Here is a 16,031-nt window from a genome sequence, read left to right on the forward strand (position 1 = left end):
CGTGGCACATCCGGTGGCCGCGAGCACCTGCCGGTGGACGGGGCCGGGGAGCTGGACCCGTCCCGGAGCACGGTGTCACCGACCCGACGTAGGGTCTCCTCATGAACCGAAACACCATCGTGACGTTGTCGGTCGTCGCCGTCGCCGCTGCGGCGGCCTTGATCGTGGGCCTGCGGGCACCTCGACGCGCCCGGGTCGAGGAGTCGACCGAGACCCGCCTGGCCGACCTGGCCCATGCCGCGCCATCCGGGGGACGCCGCACCACCCGCCGCGACCCGCACGCCGACGGCCACGCCACCCCTGCCGGCGGGCTCGGCCGCGTCGACGGGGCTCCGGCGTACTTCACGCACGAGAGCTGAGAGGGTCCGGGCCGGGCCGGGTCCCCGGTCGGCAGGTCCCCGCTGGAGTCAGGCCCCCGAATCAGTGAGCCGCCGGGCCGACGAGGCGCTCGGTGAGGCCGATGAGGGCGCTGGCCTGGGACTCGAAGGTCAACCCCTCCTCGACGGCGCGCCGCCCGGATCGCCCCAGGGCAGCGCACCGGTCGGCGTCGGCCAGGAGGTCGACGAGCGGGCCGAGCGCGGCCTCGACGTCCTCGCTGTCGACGAACACCCCGGCCCGGTACGGCTCGAACCGGCGTCGCCAGGCCGGGAAGTCCGAGGCGACGAAGGGCACCCCGGCCGCCATGTACTCGAAGAGCTTGGTCGGCAGCGACCGTACATAGTTGGGCAACGGTGCCAGCATGACCAGGCCCAGCTGGGCGCTGGCCAACAGCTCGGGCACCTGCGTCGGGACGATGAGACCGCGGTGCTCGACCAGGCCCTCGGCCACCGCCCGGTCGAGGGTCGCCACACACCCTCCCAAGGGGCGCCCGGCCAGGACGAGATGGGCCTGCGGGACGACGTCACGGGCCCGACGGACGAGCTCGATCATGAACGAGAGCTTGCGTTCCTCGGTGAGGTCACCGACGTAGACGACGCGACCCGGGACCGGATCGGGCTGCCGGTCGTAGTTGCCGAGCCAGGGGTAGTTGCGCACCACGACGACGTGGTCGGCACGGTAGCGGGCCGCGACCGGTTCGGTGGCGGCGACGACGGCGTCCATCCCCCGATCGGCCAGTCCGACGAGGGCCCGCGCGGCGGTGCGCGCCAGCGGCCGGGTGAACCGATTGAGGTAGGGCTTCGTCTCGATCTGCCCGACGAGGTCCTCGTGGGCGTCGTACACCGTGCGGCAGTCGTGCAACCGACCCCAGGCGAGGGCCAGCGGGATGAGTTCGGGGTCGTGCACCTGGAGCAACTGCGGACGCAGCCGACGCAGTGCCCGCCAGGCGTCGCGTTGGCTCAGCAGCACCCGCTGGACGCGACCCTCGTGACGTCGCAACGCCACCACCGGGATGCCCTGGTCGAGGCCGTCGTGGTCGGCCGAGATGACGAGGTGGAAGTCGTACCCGGCCTCGACGACGGCCCGGGCCTCCTTGTTGAAGACCCGGTTGTCATGGCCGTGATGGACCGTCGACAAGTGGACGACGCGCGGGGGTTCCGAGGGGTTCATCGCCGCCGGGCTCAGGCGTGCTCCGCGAGGACCCTGGCCACCTCACGCGCGGCATGGCCGTCACCGTAGGGATGCCCGGGATCACCGGCGGGGGCGGGACGGGTGGCCAACTCGGCGAGCCGACCGGCGTCCGGGTCGAGGACGTTCCAGCCGTTGTCGACGGTCTCGACCCACTCGGTCTCGGTGCGCACTGTCGTGCAGATGGTGCCCAGGAGGAAGGCCTCCTTCTGCAGGCCGCCGGAGTCGGTGACGACACCGGAGGCATGGACGACGGCGTTGACCATGTCGGGGTAGGCCAGCGGATCGATCGTCGTGAGGTTGCCCCGGGCGATGGTGATGCCGTCGGCCTCGGCACGGACGCGCAGGCGGGGGTGGACCGGGAGGATGACCTTGCGGTCGAGTGAGCCGAGGGCGTCGAGGATGTGCTCGAGACGCGACTGGTCATCGGTGTTGTCGGCACGGTGGATCGTCGCCATGACGTAGTCCTCACCCGCCTCGACACCGGGAACCGGGCGCGGGTTGGCCAGGACCGAGTCGCGCACCTGCAGGCAGACGTCGGTCATGACGTCGCCGACGAGCACCGACCGGGCGGCCAGGCCCTCGTCGGCGAGGTGCTCCATGGCCACCCGGGTCGGGGCCAGGCACAGGTCGGCGGCATGGTCGGTGAGGACGCGATTGTGTTCCTCGGGCATCCGTCGGTTGAAGGATCGCAGACCGGCCTCCAGATGGGCCACCCGCAGGTGCATCTTCACCGCCGACAGGGTTCCGGCGATGGTGGAGTTCGTGTCGCCGTAGACGAGCACCCAGTCGGGTGCCATCTCCTCGAGCACCGGGTCGAGCTGCTCGAGCATCCGGCCGGTCATGACGCCGTGGGATCCGCCGCCGACGCCCAGGTGGAGGTCGGGGTCGGGGATGCCGAGCTCCTGGAAAAAGGAGTCGGACATGTTGACGTCGTAGTGCTGCCCGGTGTGGATGATCTGGTGGTCGATCCCGGCGTCGGCGAAGGCCTTGGCCACCGGGGCCAGCTTGACGAACTGGGGTCGGGCCCCGACGATGCTCACGACTCGCATGATCTCGACTCCTCCGATGACGCCTCTCGTACCGCGTCAGACTAGCCGATGGGTTGCCTCGGCGCGTCCTCGAGCAGGGCGTCGACGAGCACATGGAGCGCCATCCAGGCCGACACGACATTCGGCCCGACGAAGAGGCTGTTGGCCACGGACAGCGCCGGAGCCGCCAGCAGGAGTGCCATCTGGGTCCGGGCGAGGACAGGATCGCGTCGACGCCCTCGCCACGCCCGGGACACCATCCACGTCCAGGCAGCGACCAAGGCGGCAGCGACCGGTAGACCGAAGTCTCCCGCCACATGGAGCAGCCCGTTGTGGGGATTGACCTTGTGGTGGAGGGCGAAGTGCCCGGGGTGAGCAGCCAGTCGGGCGAAGCCGCCCGGTCCTGCCCCGAGCCACGGGTGCGAACTCACGAGCGCCAGGCCGAAGGCGAGCAGGGACAGCCTCACCGGCCACGACGTCGGCCCGAGATCGGCGTGGTGGACCAGCACCGCGACGACGTCGTGCCAGGCGGACGTGGCGCGACCATGCCAGGGCCCCATGACGAGCCCGCCGATCCCGACGACTCCCAACGCCACGAGGACCCGTCCCCACCTCTCGAACAGGAGGAGCGCGGCGACCATGCAGCCCACTGCGAGCAGACATGACACCGACCCGGTCATGCCGAGGAGGTATCCGGTGAGGGCGCAGGCGAGTCCGTGAGCGGCTCGCACCCGTGGACGGCCCGAGGCGAAGGCGGCGTAGGACATCACGGCCGCGCCGATGGCCAGGAAGAGCGCGTAATAGTTCGGATTGGGGAAGAAGGTCCCGGGGAAGGGGAAGACGAGGGGCCGAGTTCGCCACAATCCACCGACGAACTGCGGCAGGTGACGGGTCGTGTCATGTTCCCAGACCGCTATCGGTGCGCTGACGAGCACCGACACCTCCCAGCCCACCGCCAAGGCGATCATCGTCCGTCGGTCGCGGAGCCGAGCCAGGGACCAGGCCAGCACGAATCCCAGGGCCAGGTTGGCCACCTCACCCCAGTCGGCATGACCCGCATGGGCGCCCGAGACAACCCCGATGACGAGCCATCCGGTGCCCAGCACCGCCAGGGCTCGTTCCCCGCGCCACGACCTGCCGACCGCAAGGGCGCACACGGCCAGACCGGCGACGACGACCCGGTACATGGACACCGGACCGAGTGCCGCGTACGAGCCGAGCAGGACAGCCGGCGGCATCGAGCCGATGAGGGCCGCGGCGAGAACTCGCCACGGCCCTCGTTTCACGGGGACCTGCCCGCCTGGTTGCGTCACCGGGCCCTCAGGCACCCGTGATGTCGACGTCCGGACGGCGCACCGCGGCCTTCTCGACACGCATGAGCTCGTCGGCCTCCGCCTCGAAGTTCATCTCCTCCTCGATGGCGCGGCGCCCGTTGGCGCCCATCCGTCGGCACCGTTCGGGGTCGGCGAGGAGTTCGGCCAAGGCGCTCGCCGCGGCCGAGGAGTCGACGGACGTGTCGACGAAAACGCCGCAGTCCCGGGAACCGAAGAGTTCGACGAGGTACGGAAGATCGGTCGAGATGAACGGGATGCCGGCCGCCATGTACTCGAAGAGCTTGGTGGGCAGCGCCTTCTGATAGTTCTTGATGGGCTTGAAGAACGCCACCCCCAGCCAGGACTTCGCCAGGATGTCCGGCACCTGTTCCCCGGGAACCCGCCCGAGCCAGGTGATGCCGGGATGCTCGTCGACCTCGTCGAAGAAGTGCTTGACCTCCGGATCAGGCAGCCCGGCGATGACGAGCCTGGCTCCGGGAGTCCGATCGATCATTTCGAACATCCGGTCCACCTGCCTGCCGGCCGAGAGCATCCCGACGTAGGCGACCTGGCCGTCCTGCTTGTCCCCGCCGACCACGCCGGGGAAGTCCGACAGCATCGGGTAGTTGCGCACGACGGCGCGGTTGGGATTCCGATAGAACCCCAGCACGGTGGACGTCGACGCGACGATCCCGTCGAACCCGTGATCGGCCAAGCCGATGATGCCCTTGGCGACGAGCCGGGCGATCGGCTTGACGGCGTCGGGCAGGTACTCCTTGGCCTCGACCTGGCCGACGAGGTCCTCGTGGGCGTCGTAGACGGCGGCACGGTGCCGTAGGGTCTTCCAGGCCATGACCATCGGGATGAGCTCGGGATCGTGGACGTGGACGACGTCCGGACTGATCCGGTCGAGGGCGCGCCATGCCAGCGCCTGTCTCCTCGTCAGTCGGTCGACCCGGTTCGTCGCCTTGCCCACGCCGACGACGTGAACCCCCTCGACGATCTCCTCACCGTCCTGAGCGCCGATGAACCAGACGTCGGCCCCGGCTCGCGCCAAGGAGCAGCACTCCTTGCGGAAGACCCGGTTGTCTCGCGGGTTGTGGACCGTCGACAGGTGGCAGATGCGGGCGCGGGAGGCCATCAGGCTTCCTCGCCGTCCCCGATGACGATGACCTCGACACCCTCCCACTTGGCGGGGTCGACGACGTGACGTCCGTCGACGAGCACCTTGATGCCCGGCAGGTCCGACGGGCTGAACTGCTGGTACTCGGGGTGGTCGGCCTGGATGAGCGCCCCGTCGACCGGCTCGCCGACGTGGTAGGCGGTGAAGCCGAACTTGGCCAACTCCTCGTCGGTGAACATGGGGTCGTGGACGAAGACCTGCGCCCCCGCCTGCTCGAGGTCGGCGACGGTCGGGAAGACGCCGGAGAAGGCCGTCTCCTTGACCTTGCCGCGGTAGGAGGCGCCGAGCACGACGACCTTCCGTCCCTTGAGGTCCCCGAGCACCCTGGCGACCTCGTCGACGCAGTACTGCGGCATCGTCATGTTGGCCTGGCGGGCGGTGCGCACGATGGTGGCGTCCGGGTCGGTCCACAGGTACAGGCGCGGGTACACCGGGATGCAGTGGCCGCCGACGGCGATGCCGGGGCGGTGGATGTGTGAGTAGGGCTGCGAGTTGCAGGCGTCGATGACCTTGTAGACGTCGATGCCGTTCTTGGCGGCGAACTTGCCGAACTGGTTGGCCAGGCCGATGTTGACGTCACGGTAGGTCGTCTCGGCGAGCTTGGCCATCTCGGCGGCCTCGGCGGTGCCCATGTCCCACACCCCGTTGGGACGCGGCAGGTCGGCACGCTCGTCGAAGTCGAGGAGCTGCTCGTAGAGGGCGATGCCCTTGGCGGTGCCCTCGGGGCTCAGGCCGCCGACGAGCTTGGGGTAACGACGCAGGTCGGCGAAGACGCGGCCGGTGAGCACCCGCTCCGGGGAGAAGACGAGGGTGAAGTCCTGGCCCTCGGTCAGACCCGAGATCTTCTCGATCATCGGCTTCCACCGGTTCCGCGTCGTGCCGACCGGCAGGGTCGTCTCGTAGGAGATGACGGTGTCCGGGGTGAGGTGCTCGGCCAGCGACGTCGTGGCGGCGTCCATCCAGCCGAAGTCCGGCTCCCAGGTCTCGTCGTTGACGAAGAGCGGGACGACCAGGACGATGGCGTCGGCCCCGGGGACGGCCTCGGCGTAGTCGGTGGTGGCGCGCAGCTTGCCGGCCGGGACGAGCTTCTTGAGCTTCTCGTCGAGGAAGGCCTCACCGGGGAAGGGCTCGTTGCCCTTGTTGATCTCGTCGACCACGCGCTGCTGGACGTCGACGCCGATGACGTCGTGTCCCTTCTCGGCGAACTGCACGGCCAGCGGCAGGCCGATCTTGCCCATGGCAATGACGGCGATCTTCATGCCAGACTCCTCGTCTTCTCGTGTGTGGCTCTCGGGGTGAAAGTCCGTCCCGTGGCCCGGCACACGGCACGGCCCACGATCGACGACAGTCTACCGAGGGGTGACGACGCCGTGCGCCTCCCCGACCCAGCAGGCCCGAAGATCCGACCCGTCGCACCCGAGGTCGAGCTAGTGATGAAGATCACAATTTGGAAACGATTGTCGGCGCCCCCTCCCCAGGATGCCCCGACGGGTTTAGCCTCCCACCCATGGCACCGTTCAACCGCGAGGACACCGGCCCCCTGGTCCACAGCATCGGGGACACCGTCGTCGAGCTCTCCCACGTCGACAAGCACTTCGGCGAGTTGCACGTACTCCGGGACATCAACCTCACCGTCGCCAAGGGCGAGGTCGTCGTCATCCTGGGACCCTCCGGTTCGGGCAAGTCGACGCTGTGTCGCACCATCAACCGCCTCGAGACCATCGACTCGGGCACCATCACCATCGACGGCAAGCCCCTGCCGGCCGAGGGGAAGGCCTTGGCCGAGCTGCGTGCCGAGGTCGGCATGGTCTTCCAGTCCTTCAACCTCTTCGCCCACAAGACGATCCTCGAGAACGTCATGCTCGGGCCGGTCAAGGTGCGCAAGCGTTCGAGGGCCGAGGCCGAGAAACAGGCCCGCGCGCTCCTGGACCGGGTCGGGGTGGCCAGTCAGGCCGACAAGTACCCGGCCCAGCTCTCCGGTGGCCAGCAGCAGCGCGTCGCCATCGCCCGGTCCCTGGCCATGGACCCCCGCGTCATCCTCTTCGACGAACCCACCTCGGCCCTCGACCCCGAGATGGTCCAGGAGGTGCTCGACGTCATGGTCGACCTCGCTCGTCGGGGCATGACGATGATCGTCGTCACCCACGAGATGGGGTTCGCCCGCAAGGCCGCCAACCGGGTCGTCTTCATGTCCGATGGCCAGATCGTCGAGAAGTCCGATCCCGAGACCTTCTTCACCAACCCCACCAGCGACCGGGCCCGGGACTTCCTGGGCAAGATCCTCCACTGACCGACTCCCTCCCCCAAGCCCTCCCCCGTACCACCCGACCCCGTCGGATCCCTCCAGGAAGGACCCATGATGAACCTGCGCAAGCCCCTGTCGGCCCTTGGCGCCGTCGCCCTGGGCATGTCCCTGCTCACCGGCTGCGTCGCCGGCAGCTCCTCGTCGAACGGCTCGGGGGACTCCAGTTCCTCGACCGGCGGCTCGGTGACCATCGGCATCAAGTTCGACCAGCCCGGCCTGGGCCTCAAGGACGGCACCACCTATAAGGGCTTCGACGTCGACGTCGCCCGCTACGTCGCCAAGGAACTGGGCTACACCGACGTCAAGTTCGTCGAGACCCCCTCGGCCCAGCGCGAGACGATGATCCAGTCCGGCCAGGTGAAGATGATCTTCGCCACCTACTCCATCACCGACGCCCGCAAGGAGAAGGTCTCCTTCGCCGGGCCCTACTTCGTCGCCGGCCAGGACCTCCTCGTGCGCTCGGGGACCACCGACATCACCGGGCCCGACAGCCTCAACGGCAAGAAGCTCTGCTCGGTCACCGGGTCGACCTCGGCCCAGAAGGTCAAGGACAAGTTCGCCAACAAGGTCGACCTGCAGGAGTACGACACCTATTCCAAGTGCGTCGCCGCCCTGGCCGCCGGGACGATCGACGCCGTCACCACCGACGACATCATCCTGGCCGGGTTCGCCAACCAGTCCCAGTACCAGGGCAAGCTCAAGGTCGTCGGCAAGCCCTTCACCACCGAGCGCTACGGCGTCGGCATCAAGAAGGGCGACACCGCCCTGGCCACGAAGATCAACGCCGCCATCACCAAGATGATCTCCGACGGAACGTGGGAGAAGGACCTCAAGGCCGACGCCGGCGACTTCTCGTACAACAAGGAGAACAATCCGCCCAAGGCCACCGAGGGTCAGTGACCCGCGACCGGCGTCCCCCGTCGACATCCCAGGAGGTGATCCATGTCCGCCCTCGCCGATCTCATGCGTACCTATGACGTCCTCGGCGGGTTCTGGATGACGATCCGGCTCACCCTGTGCGCGGCTCTCGGGGCCTTCCTCATCGGCACCGTCGTCGTCATCATGAGGGTCAGCCCAGTCAAGGCCTTCCAGCTGTTCGGCCGGGGGTACGTCGACGTCGTGCGCAACACACCACTCACCGTCATCGTCACCTTCTGCGCCCTGGGCTTCTACAACGTCATGTCGTGGCAGCTCGCCGGGCCGCACGCCCGGTCGGCCACCCAGCTCTTCTGGTGGGGCGTGGTGGCCCTGTCGGTGTACCACGCCACCGACGTGGCCGAGGGCATCCGTTCGGGCATCAACACCGTCGGGGCGGGGCAGGCCGAGGCGGCACGGTCCATCGGGCTGGACTTCGGCCAGACCCTGCGTCACGTCGTCCTGCCGCAGGCCATGCGTGGGGCGATCACCCCCTTGGGCAACACCCTCATCGCCCTGACGAAGAACACGACCGTCGTCTCGGCGATCGGGGTGGCCGACGCCTCCTACGTCATGAAGAACATGATCGAGTTCTCCCCCCAGTTCATCTATGCGATCTTCATCCTCATGGCCCTGGGCTTCGTCATCCTCACCCTGCCCCTGGGCATGTTCGTCTCGTGGATCACGACCCGGATGGCGGTGCAGCGATGAGCAGCTCGGTCCTCTTCGACGTGCCCGGGCCGGCAGCCCTGCGACGGCATCGTCTCATCGGGGTGCTGGGGGTGGTGCTCCTCGTGGCCGCCGCGTTCGGCGTCGTCTGGGGGCTGCGCAGCCAGCTGGGGGCGCAGGCCTGGCAGCCGCTGGGTGACCCGACCACCTGGGCCTCCTATTTCGTGCCCGGGATCCTCAACACCCTCCAGGCGGCGGCGATCGCCCTCGTCCTGGCCTGCGCGGTGGGGCTCGTCCTGGCCCTGGGCCGGATGAGCTTCGTCATCCCCGTCCGGGCCGTCTGCTCGGTGCTCGTCGAGTTCTTCCGGGCCGTTCCGGTGCTCATGGCGATGCTCTTCTTCTACTACCTCATGGTCTTCGCCGCACCCTTCGACTCCCTCGTCCCGCCGGCGATGAAGTCGCTCGTCGGGGTCGTCGCCGGGCTCACCCTGTACAACGGCGCGGTCATGGCCGAGCTGCTGCGCGCCGGGGTGAACTCGCTGCCCCGCGGCCAGACCGAGGCGGGGCTGTCGATCGGCCTGTCGCTGGAACAGACCCGACGGACGATCCTCCTGCCCCAGGCGATCACCGCGATGATGCCGGCCCTCGTCAACCAGCTCATCGTCATCGTCAAGGACACCGCCCTGGGCTACATCATCACCTACCCGGAGCTGTTGCGGTCGGCGACGACGCTCTCGAGCAACTACGCCAACATCGTGCCGTCCTTCCTCGTCGTGGCGATACTCTTCATCGTCATCAACTTCTCGTTGTCCCGGCTCGCCGAGGTGCTCGAGGCACGGGTGCGACGCCGCCGAGGCCACGTCGTCACCGCCGCCGAGGCCCATCAGGGGGCCTTCCTTGCCGACGAGGGGGCCCTCGAGGAGGCCGACGACCAGCACCAGGTGGTGCGTGAGGGGAGCCACCACCACTGAGGAAGGTGGGACCCGATGTCCAGGAAGACGACCGTGACATGGCTGGCGAGCCCGGAGGACCACGACTATCCGGCCGCCGCCAGCTACTTGTCGCTGCTCCTGGGGCCGCAGGACGTCGACCGGCTCGTCGACGCCCTGCGGGCCGCGACGACGTCGACCTTCAAGGCCAAGGACCTGCTACGGGCCAGCCGGCTGCCGCTGCTGCCCACCGACAACCCGCACGTGGCCAGCGACCTGGCCAAGATCGACGGCGGCAAGGCCCTGTCACCCGTACTGCTGGTGCGTGGCCGGATCGGTGAGGGGATCCCCCTCACCGTCGCCGACGGATACCACCGCATCTGCGCGAGCTACCACACCGACGAGAACACCGACATCCCCGCCGTCGTCGTCGACCTGCCATGACCTTCGCGACGCTGGCGCTCATCTGCGCGGTCTCGCTGCTCGGCCCGGTGCTGTCGATGACGGGGCCGGTGCGCCTGCCGGTCGTCGTCGGCGAGCTCGCCGTCGGCGTCATCCTGGGACGCACCGGGCTGGGACTGGTGCACTCGACCGACCCGACCTTCTCCTTCATGGCCCAGGTCGGTTTCGCCGTCGTCATGTTCATCGCCGGCAGCCACGTGCCCCTGCACCATCCTGCCCTGCGCCGCGGGTTGGGTCGCGGGACCGGTCGGGCGCTGCTCGTCGCCGCCGTGGCCGCTCCGGTCGGGCTCGGGCTGGGGTACCTCTTCGGCACCGGGCACGGCGCCCTCTACGCCGTTCTCCTGGCCTCCTCCTCGGCGTCCCTCGTCATGCCCACCCTGGAGGGGGTGGAGGTCTCGAGCACCGCCGGTGTCGAGATGCTCGTCCAGTTGACGGTGGCCGACGCCGCGACCATCGTCGTCCTGCCCCTGGTCGTCGACCCGGCGAGGGCCCGGACGGCGGCCCTGGGCACGGCTGCGGTGCTCGCCTGTGCGGTGGTGGCCTGGGCGATCATCGTCAAGCTCAGCGCCCATGGGCGGCGTCGACGGCTCCACGTCGTCTCCGAGGACCATCACCTCGCGGTCGAGGTGCGCATCGTCCTCGTGCTCCTCTTCGCCCTGTGCGCGGTGGCGGCGAGCACCGGGGTGTCGGTCATGCTGGCCGGCTTCTGTGCCGGACTGGTCGTCTCGGCGGCCGGGGAGCCGCGACGGGTCGAGCACCAGGTCTTCGCCGTGGGTGAGGGGTTCTTCGCGCCGATCTTCTTCGTCTGGCTGGGGTCAGGTCTCGACCTGCGGTCCCTGGCCAGCCACCCCGCGGCGATCGGGTTGGGGCTGGCCCTCGGCCTGGCGGCGGTCGGCGTCCACTCCCTCGGCACCCTGGCCCGGCAACCCTGGCCGCTGGCGGCCGTCACGGCAGCCCAGCTCGGCGTCCCGGTGGCCGCGGCGGCCCTGGGCACCGCCCAGGGATCGCTGGCTCCCGGGGAGGCCACCGCGCTGCTCCTCGGCGCCCTCGTCACCGTGGCGACCGTCACCCTGGTGAGTCCTCGGGTCAGAGGTCTCGTGAGAGCCGACACGAACTGCTAGATTCCCACACGAGCCCACAGGATCGGATGCCGGTGGGTGCACGCCCCGGGCGTCGTGGCCGGGCACCGATCACGCCGACCCGGGAGGGACCATGTACGCCGCGGAACGCCACAAGTGGCTCATCGACACGGCCCACGACGAGGGCCGGGTCTCGGTGACCCAGGCCTCCGAGCAGCTCGGCGTCGTCCCCGAGACCATCCGGCGGGACCTCGACCACCTCACCTCCCAGGGACTGCTCACCAGGGTCCATGGCGGGGCGATCCCGGCCGATTTCGATCTGCTCGGCGACCAGCCGCTGGCCACCCGTGACGTCTCGGCGGTCCCCGAGAAGGACCGCATCGCCCGGGCCGCCCTCGAGTTCATCCCCCGGACGGCCGCGGCCATCGTCCTCGACGCCGGGTCGACGACCTCACGGCTCGCCGCTCTGCTCGATCCCGTGTCCCCCCTGACGATCTTCACCGACTCCGCCCCGGTGGCCACGACCGCCGCCGCCCACGGCAACTGCGACGTCCATCTCATCGGGGGGCGGGTGCGCCCGACCACCCAGGCCACCGTCGGCAACGCCGAGCAGTTCGGCAGGCTCCGGGTCGACGTCGCCTTCCTCGGCACGAACGGCCTGTCCACCACCCACGGCCTGTCGACCCCCGACGTCGACGAGGCCGCCACGAAGGCGGCGATGGTCGCCTGTGCGCGGCGGGTCATCGTCCTGGCCGACTCACGCAAGATCGGCGCCGAGTCGACGAACCGTTTCGCCCGCCTGGAGGACGTCGACCTGCTCATCACCGACACCGGGATGAGCGCGCGACAGCGGGCGGCCATCGAGCGCAGTGGGCTCGAGGTCAGGGTCGTCTGAGCCCTGACCTTCGAGGCACCGTCAGGGTCGTCCGAGCCCTGAATCCGAGGCACCGTCAGGGTCGTCCGAGCCCTGGGTCCGAGGCACCGGCAGGGTCGTCCGAGCCCTGGGTCCGAGGCACCGGCAGGTTCCCTCGCCCGGATCGATGCCCGGATTTGTGGGGTTTTTTTGGTATTGTGCTTGACATGCCCATCGAGACCACCTACATTCATACATGTTCCCACATGGAACCGCTGCGAATCCGCCGCGCGGGACGACGTCCGGCGTCACACTGGACGCGTACCGACCAGACATGAACGGACAAGGTGGTCTCGCATGATCGTCACGGTCACACCGAACCCCAGCCTCGACCGCAGCGCGTCCCTGCCCGGACCCATCGTCCGGGGCCAGGTGCTCCGGCTCGAGGCCATCTCCCTCGTCGCCGCCGGCAAGGGAGTCAACATCGCGCGGGCCCTCCACGCGGCCGGCGCACCGACCCTCGCCCTCGTCCCGGCCCCCGACCACGACCCACTCCTTCTCGGCCTCACCGAGGACGGCATTCCGCACCGGGCCGTGCAGGTCCGTCACCCGGTGCGCACCAACCTCACCGTCACCGAGCCCGACGGGACGACGACGAAGTTCAACGCACCCGGAGCCGCCCTCGGCCCCGACGAGCTCGCCTCCCTCGAGGGCGCCGTCCTGGCCGCCGCGCGCGAGGCCGACTGGGTCGTCCTCACCGGATCACTGCCCCCGGGCATCCCGGTCGACTGGTACGCCACCATGGTCGGACGCCTCCACGCCATCGGCACCCGGGTCGCCGTGGACGCCTCCGACGACGCCCTCCGGGCCGTCGCCGCAGCCCCCTCGCCCGAGTCGGCCCCCGACCTCGTCAAGCCGAACTCCGTCGAGCTCGGCCAACTATCCGGGGACGACGGGGACGAGCTCGAGGCTGAGGCGGCCGCCGGGTCCTTCGGCCGGGTCATCACCGCCGCCCGCACCCTCGTCGCCCGAGGCATCGGTCGCGTCGTCGTCACCCTGGGCGGCGCCGGGGCCCTGCTCGTCACCGCCGACGCCGCCTGGCACGCCGTCGCCGGACCCATCACCGTCCTGTCCACCGTCGGAGCCGGGGACTCCTCCCTGGCCGGCTTCCTCCTCGCGGCGACCGACGGCGCCGATCCCGGCGAGTGCCTGCGCACCGCCGTCTCCTGGGGCACCGCCGCCGCGGCCCTGCCCGGTTCGACCATTCCCACTCCCGATCAGGCCGGCGCCGTGCCGGTCACGCTCACGCGGCTGTGACCACCGGAAGGAAGACCATGTCCACCTCACTCATCGATCCACAACTCGTCCGCCTCGACGTCGACCTGGGCCACACCAAGGAGGACGTCATCCGCTCCCTCGCCGGGGTCGTCGCCGACGCCGGGCGAGCCGAGGCCGAGGGCCTGGCCCACGACGCCCTCGACCGGGAGTCGAAGTCGCCCACCGGCATGCCCGGCGGCTTCGCCATCCCCCACTGCCGCTCGGCCGCCGTCTCCCAGGCCTCCCTGGGCTTCGCACGGCTCTCCCCGAAGGTCGACTTCGGCGGGCCCGACGGCCCGGCCGACCTCGTCTTCCTCATCGCCGCCGCCGAGAACGGCGGGGCCGACCACATGAAGCTGCTCACCAAGCTGGCCCGGGCACTCGTCCGCCCCGAGTTCGTCGAGTCCCTGCGCACCGCACCGGACACCGACGCCGTCGTCACCCTCATCCGCGACGTCGTCGAGCCCCCGGCGACCGGCACCCCGCAGGTCGCCGGGACCCCGGCCGCCACCACCGCCCAGGCACTCACCGACGACTCCCGGATGGTCCACGTCGTCGCCATCACCGCCTGCCCCACCGGCATCGCCCACACCTACATGGCCGCCGACTACCTCACCGCCGCCGGCAAGGAACTCGGCGTCGACGTCAAGGTCGAGCCCCAGGGCTCCACCGCCACCGAGCCGCTCTCGGCGCAGGACATCGCCAAGGCGGACGCCGTCATCTTCGCCACCGACGTCGGCGTCAAGGGTCGCGAGCGGTTCGCCGGCAAGCCGGTCATCGAGTCCGGCGTCAAGCGGGCCGTCAACGAGCCCCAGGCCATGGTCAAGGAGGCGGTCGCCGCCGCCAAGGACCCCCACGCCCACCGGGTCCGCGCCACCGGGGCCCAGGACGCCGCCCAGGCCGAGGACAAGTCCCAGCTCGGCTGGGGCAAGCGGATCCAACAGGCCCTCATGACCGGCGTCTCGTACATGATCCCCTTCGTCGCGGCCGGCGGTCTGCTCATCGCCCTGGGCTTCCTCTTCGGCGGCTACGACGTCGCCACCAACGGTCTGGACATCGCCCTCAAGAACTCCCCGACGAACCTGCCCGCCGCCACGGCCCACGCCCTGGGCCACTCCGCGGCGATGACCTACCTCGGTGCAGTGCTGTTCGCCATCGGCAAGGCCGCCTTCGGCTTCCTCCTGCCCGCCCTGGCCGGCTACATCGGCTTCGGCCTGGCCGACCGTCCGGGCATCGCCCCCGGATTCGTCGCCGGCGCCGTCGCCGGGATCACCGGGGCCGGATTCATCGGCGCCATCATCGGCGGCCTGCTCGGCGGTCTGGTGGCCTACGGCTTCACCCGGCTCAACCCGCCGAGGTGGCTGCGCGGACTCATGCCGGTCGTCATCATCCCTCTCGTCGGGTCGCTCGTCGCCGGCGGGCTCATGTACGTCCTCCTGGGACGCCCCCTGGCCGCCCTCACCACCGCCCTCAACACCTGGCTGGCGAGCATGACCGGCGCCTCGGCGATCATCCTGGGGATCATCCTCGGCCTCATGATGTGCTTCGACCTCGGCGGGCCGGTCAACAAGGCGGCCTACCTCTTCGCGACGACGAACCTCGCCGTGACGAACGTCGGATCGATGAAGGTCATGGCCGCCGTCATGGCGGCCGGCATGGTGCCGCCGCTGGCGATGGCCCTGTCGACGGCCGTCCGGCCCAAGCTCTACACCCCCATGGAGAAGGAGAACGGCACCGCGGCCTGGCTGCTCGGGGCGTCCTTCATCTCCGAGGGAGCGATCCCCTTCGCCGCCGGCGACCCCCTGCGCGTCATCCCCTCGATGATGGTCGGCGGAGCCGTCACCGGAGCCCTGTCGATGGGTCTGGGCGCCGCGTCGAAGGCCCCGCACGGCGGAATCTTCGTGTTCTTCGCCATCGACAGGGTGTGGGCATTCGTCCTCGCCATCGTCGTGGGGACGATCATCTCTGCCACACTGGTGACCATCCTCAAGCAGGCCGCCGCCAGGAAGAAGGCCGCTGCGGTCGCCGCGGCGTGACCCCGGCGGAGACCACCGCCACATCAGCCCACAACCACCCACCACACAACCCCACATCGGGGAACCACACCGAAGAGGAGAACCCACCATGGCCAAGAAGGTTGTCGCCGTCGGATCGTCCGTCGGACTGCACGCCCGCCCCGCCGCCACCATCTCACAGGCCGCCGCGAAACTCGGCTCGCCGGTCACCCTGGCGACCGAGGGCAATGACCCCATCGACGCCCGCTCCGTGCTGCTCATCATGACCCTCGGCGCCGGCTCGGGTGACTACGTCACCGTCGAGGGACCGAACGAGGACGACGTCAACACCATCGCCGACCTCATCGCCTCCGACCTGGACGCCTGAGCCGTCGAGCACGCGCTGGCGGGTCGT

Annotated in this window: 16 protein-coding genes; 11 read left to right on the forward strand and 5 right to left on the reverse strand. The window is 69.8% G+C overall.

Features of this window, described 5'->3' with window-relative positions; translation table 11 throughout:
- Positions 1-101: 101 nt before the first annotated feature.
- On the forward strand, positions 102-359 hold the full coding sequence (locus E0E30_RS12005) for a hypothetical protein (protein WP_130866472.1): 258 nt from the start codon (positions 102-104) through the stop codon (positions 357-359).
- Between the two features lie 61 nt (positions 360-420).
- On the opposite strand, the gene E0E30_RS12010 is transcribed toward E0E30_RS12005, so the two are convergent.
- From E0E30_RS12010 to E0E30_RS12030, 5 genes are read right to left on the reverse strand one after another with little or no spacing between them, the layout of a single operon-like run.
- The gene (locus E0E30_RS12010; protein ID WP_130866473.1) at positions 421-1,548 is read right to left on the reverse strand and encodes a glycosyltransferase; all 1,128 of its coding nucleotides are present in this window, start codon (positions 1,546-1,548) and stop codon (positions 421-423) included.
- A gap of 11 nt (positions 1,549-1,559) precedes the next feature.
- Positions 1,560-2,618, reverse strand: a complete 1,059-nt coding sequence (wecB, locus tag E0E30_RS12015) for a non-hydrolyzing UDP-N-acetylglucosamine 2-epimerase (RefSeq protein ID WP_130866474.1) — start codon at positions 2,616-2,618, stop codon at positions 1,560-1,562.
- A gap of 41 nt (positions 2,619-2,659) precedes the next feature.
- On the reverse strand, positions 2,660-3,883 hold the full coding sequence (locus E0E30_RS12020; RefSeq protein WP_245306602.1) for an O-antigen ligase family protein: 1,224 nt from the start codon (positions 3,881-3,883) through the stop codon (positions 2,660-2,662).
- 34 nt (positions 3,884-3,917) lie between these two features.
- Positions 3,918-5,051, reverse strand: a complete 1,134-nt coding sequence (locus E0E30_RS12025; protein ID WP_130866475.1) for a glycosyltransferase family 4 protein — start codon at positions 5,049-5,051, stop codon at positions 3,918-3,920.
- Positions 5,051-6,352 carry a nucleotide sugar dehydrogenase gene (locus tag E0E30_RS12030; protein ID WP_130866476.1) on the reverse strand — a complete coding sequence of 434 codons (1,302 nt, stop codon included), beginning with the start codon at positions 6,350-6,352 and terminating at the stop codon, positions 5,051-5,053. The genes E0E30_RS12025 and E0E30_RS12030 overlap by 1 nt, the downstream gene beginning before the upstream one ends.
- Positions 6,353-6,600: 248 nt before the next feature.
- Here E0E30_RS12030 and E0E30_RS12035 point away from each other — a divergent pair, with 248 nt between their 5' ends.
- The 10 genes from E0E30_RS12035 to E0E30_RS12080 all read left to right on the forward strand — a co-directional run bounded on the left by E0E30_RS12035 (position 6,601) and on the right by E0E30_RS12080 (position 16,004).
- A complete protein-coding gene (locus tag E0E30_RS12035) occupies positions 6,601-7,383 on the forward strand; it encodes an amino acid ABC transporter ATP-binding protein (RefSeq protein WP_130866477.1) in 783 nt (260 codons plus the stop codon).
- A gap of 69 nt (positions 7,384-7,452) precedes the next feature.
- On the forward strand, positions 7,453-8,298 hold the full coding sequence (locus E0E30_RS12040) for a glutamate ABC transporter substrate-binding protein (RefSeq protein WP_130866478.1): 846 nt from the start codon (positions 7,453-7,455) through the stop codon (positions 8,296-8,298).
- Between the two features lie 42 nt (positions 8,299-8,340).
- Positions 8,341-9,024, forward strand: coding sequence for an amino acid ABC transporter permease (locus E0E30_RS12045; protein WP_130866479.1), 684 nt, complete (start codon positions 8,341-8,343; stop codon positions 9,022-9,024).
- A complete protein-coding gene (locus E0E30_RS12050; RefSeq protein ID WP_130866480.1) occupies positions 9,021-9,953 on the forward strand; it encodes an amino acid ABC transporter permease in 933 nt (310 codons plus the stop codon). The genes E0E30_RS12045 and E0E30_RS12050 overlap by 4 nt, the downstream gene beginning before the upstream one ends.
- 15 nt (positions 9,954-9,968) lie before the next feature.
- Positions 9,969-10,355, forward strand: coding sequence for a hypothetical protein (locus E0E30_RS12055; protein WP_130866481.1), 387 nt, complete (start codon positions 9,969-9,971; stop codon positions 10,353-10,355).
- Entirely contained in the window at positions 10,352-11,494 is a 1,143-nt protein-coding gene (locus tag E0E30_RS12060; RefSeq protein WP_130866482.1) for a cation:proton antiporter, read from the forward strand. Before E0E30_RS12055 ends, E0E30_RS12060 begins: the two co-directional genes overlap by 4 nt.
- 91 nt (positions 11,495-11,585) lie before the next feature.
- On the forward strand, positions 11,586-12,347 hold the full coding sequence (locus E0E30_RS12065; protein ID WP_130866483.1) for a DeoR/GlpR family DNA-binding transcription regulator: 762 nt from the start codon (positions 11,586-11,588) through the stop codon (positions 12,345-12,347).
- Positions 12,348-12,662: 315 nt separating this feature from the next.
- Positions 12,663-13,622 carry a 1-phosphofructokinase family hexose kinase gene (locus E0E30_RS12070; protein WP_130866484.1) on the forward strand — a complete coding sequence of 320 codons (960 nt, stop codon included), beginning with the start codon at positions 12,663-12,665 and terminating at the stop codon, positions 13,620-13,622.
- Between the two features lie 17 nt (positions 13,623-13,639).
- On the forward strand, positions 13,640-15,658 hold the full coding sequence (locus E0E30_RS12075; RefSeq protein ID WP_130866485.1) for a PTS fructose transporter subunit IIABC: 2,019 nt from the start codon (positions 13,640-13,642) through the stop codon (positions 15,656-15,658).
- Between the two features lie 88 nt (positions 15,659-15,746).
- Positions 15,747-16,004, forward strand: coding sequence for an HPr family phosphocarrier protein (locus E0E30_RS12080; protein ID WP_130866486.1), 258 nt, complete (start codon positions 15,747-15,749; stop codon positions 16,002-16,004).
- The last annotated feature ends 27 nt before the right edge of the window (positions 16,005-16,031 follow it).

It is taken from the genome of Acidipropionibacterium timonense (assembly GCF_900605005.1).
Lineage (GTDB): Bacteria > Actinomycetota > Actinomycetes > Propionibacteriales > Propionibacteriaceae > Cutibacterium > Cutibacterium timonense.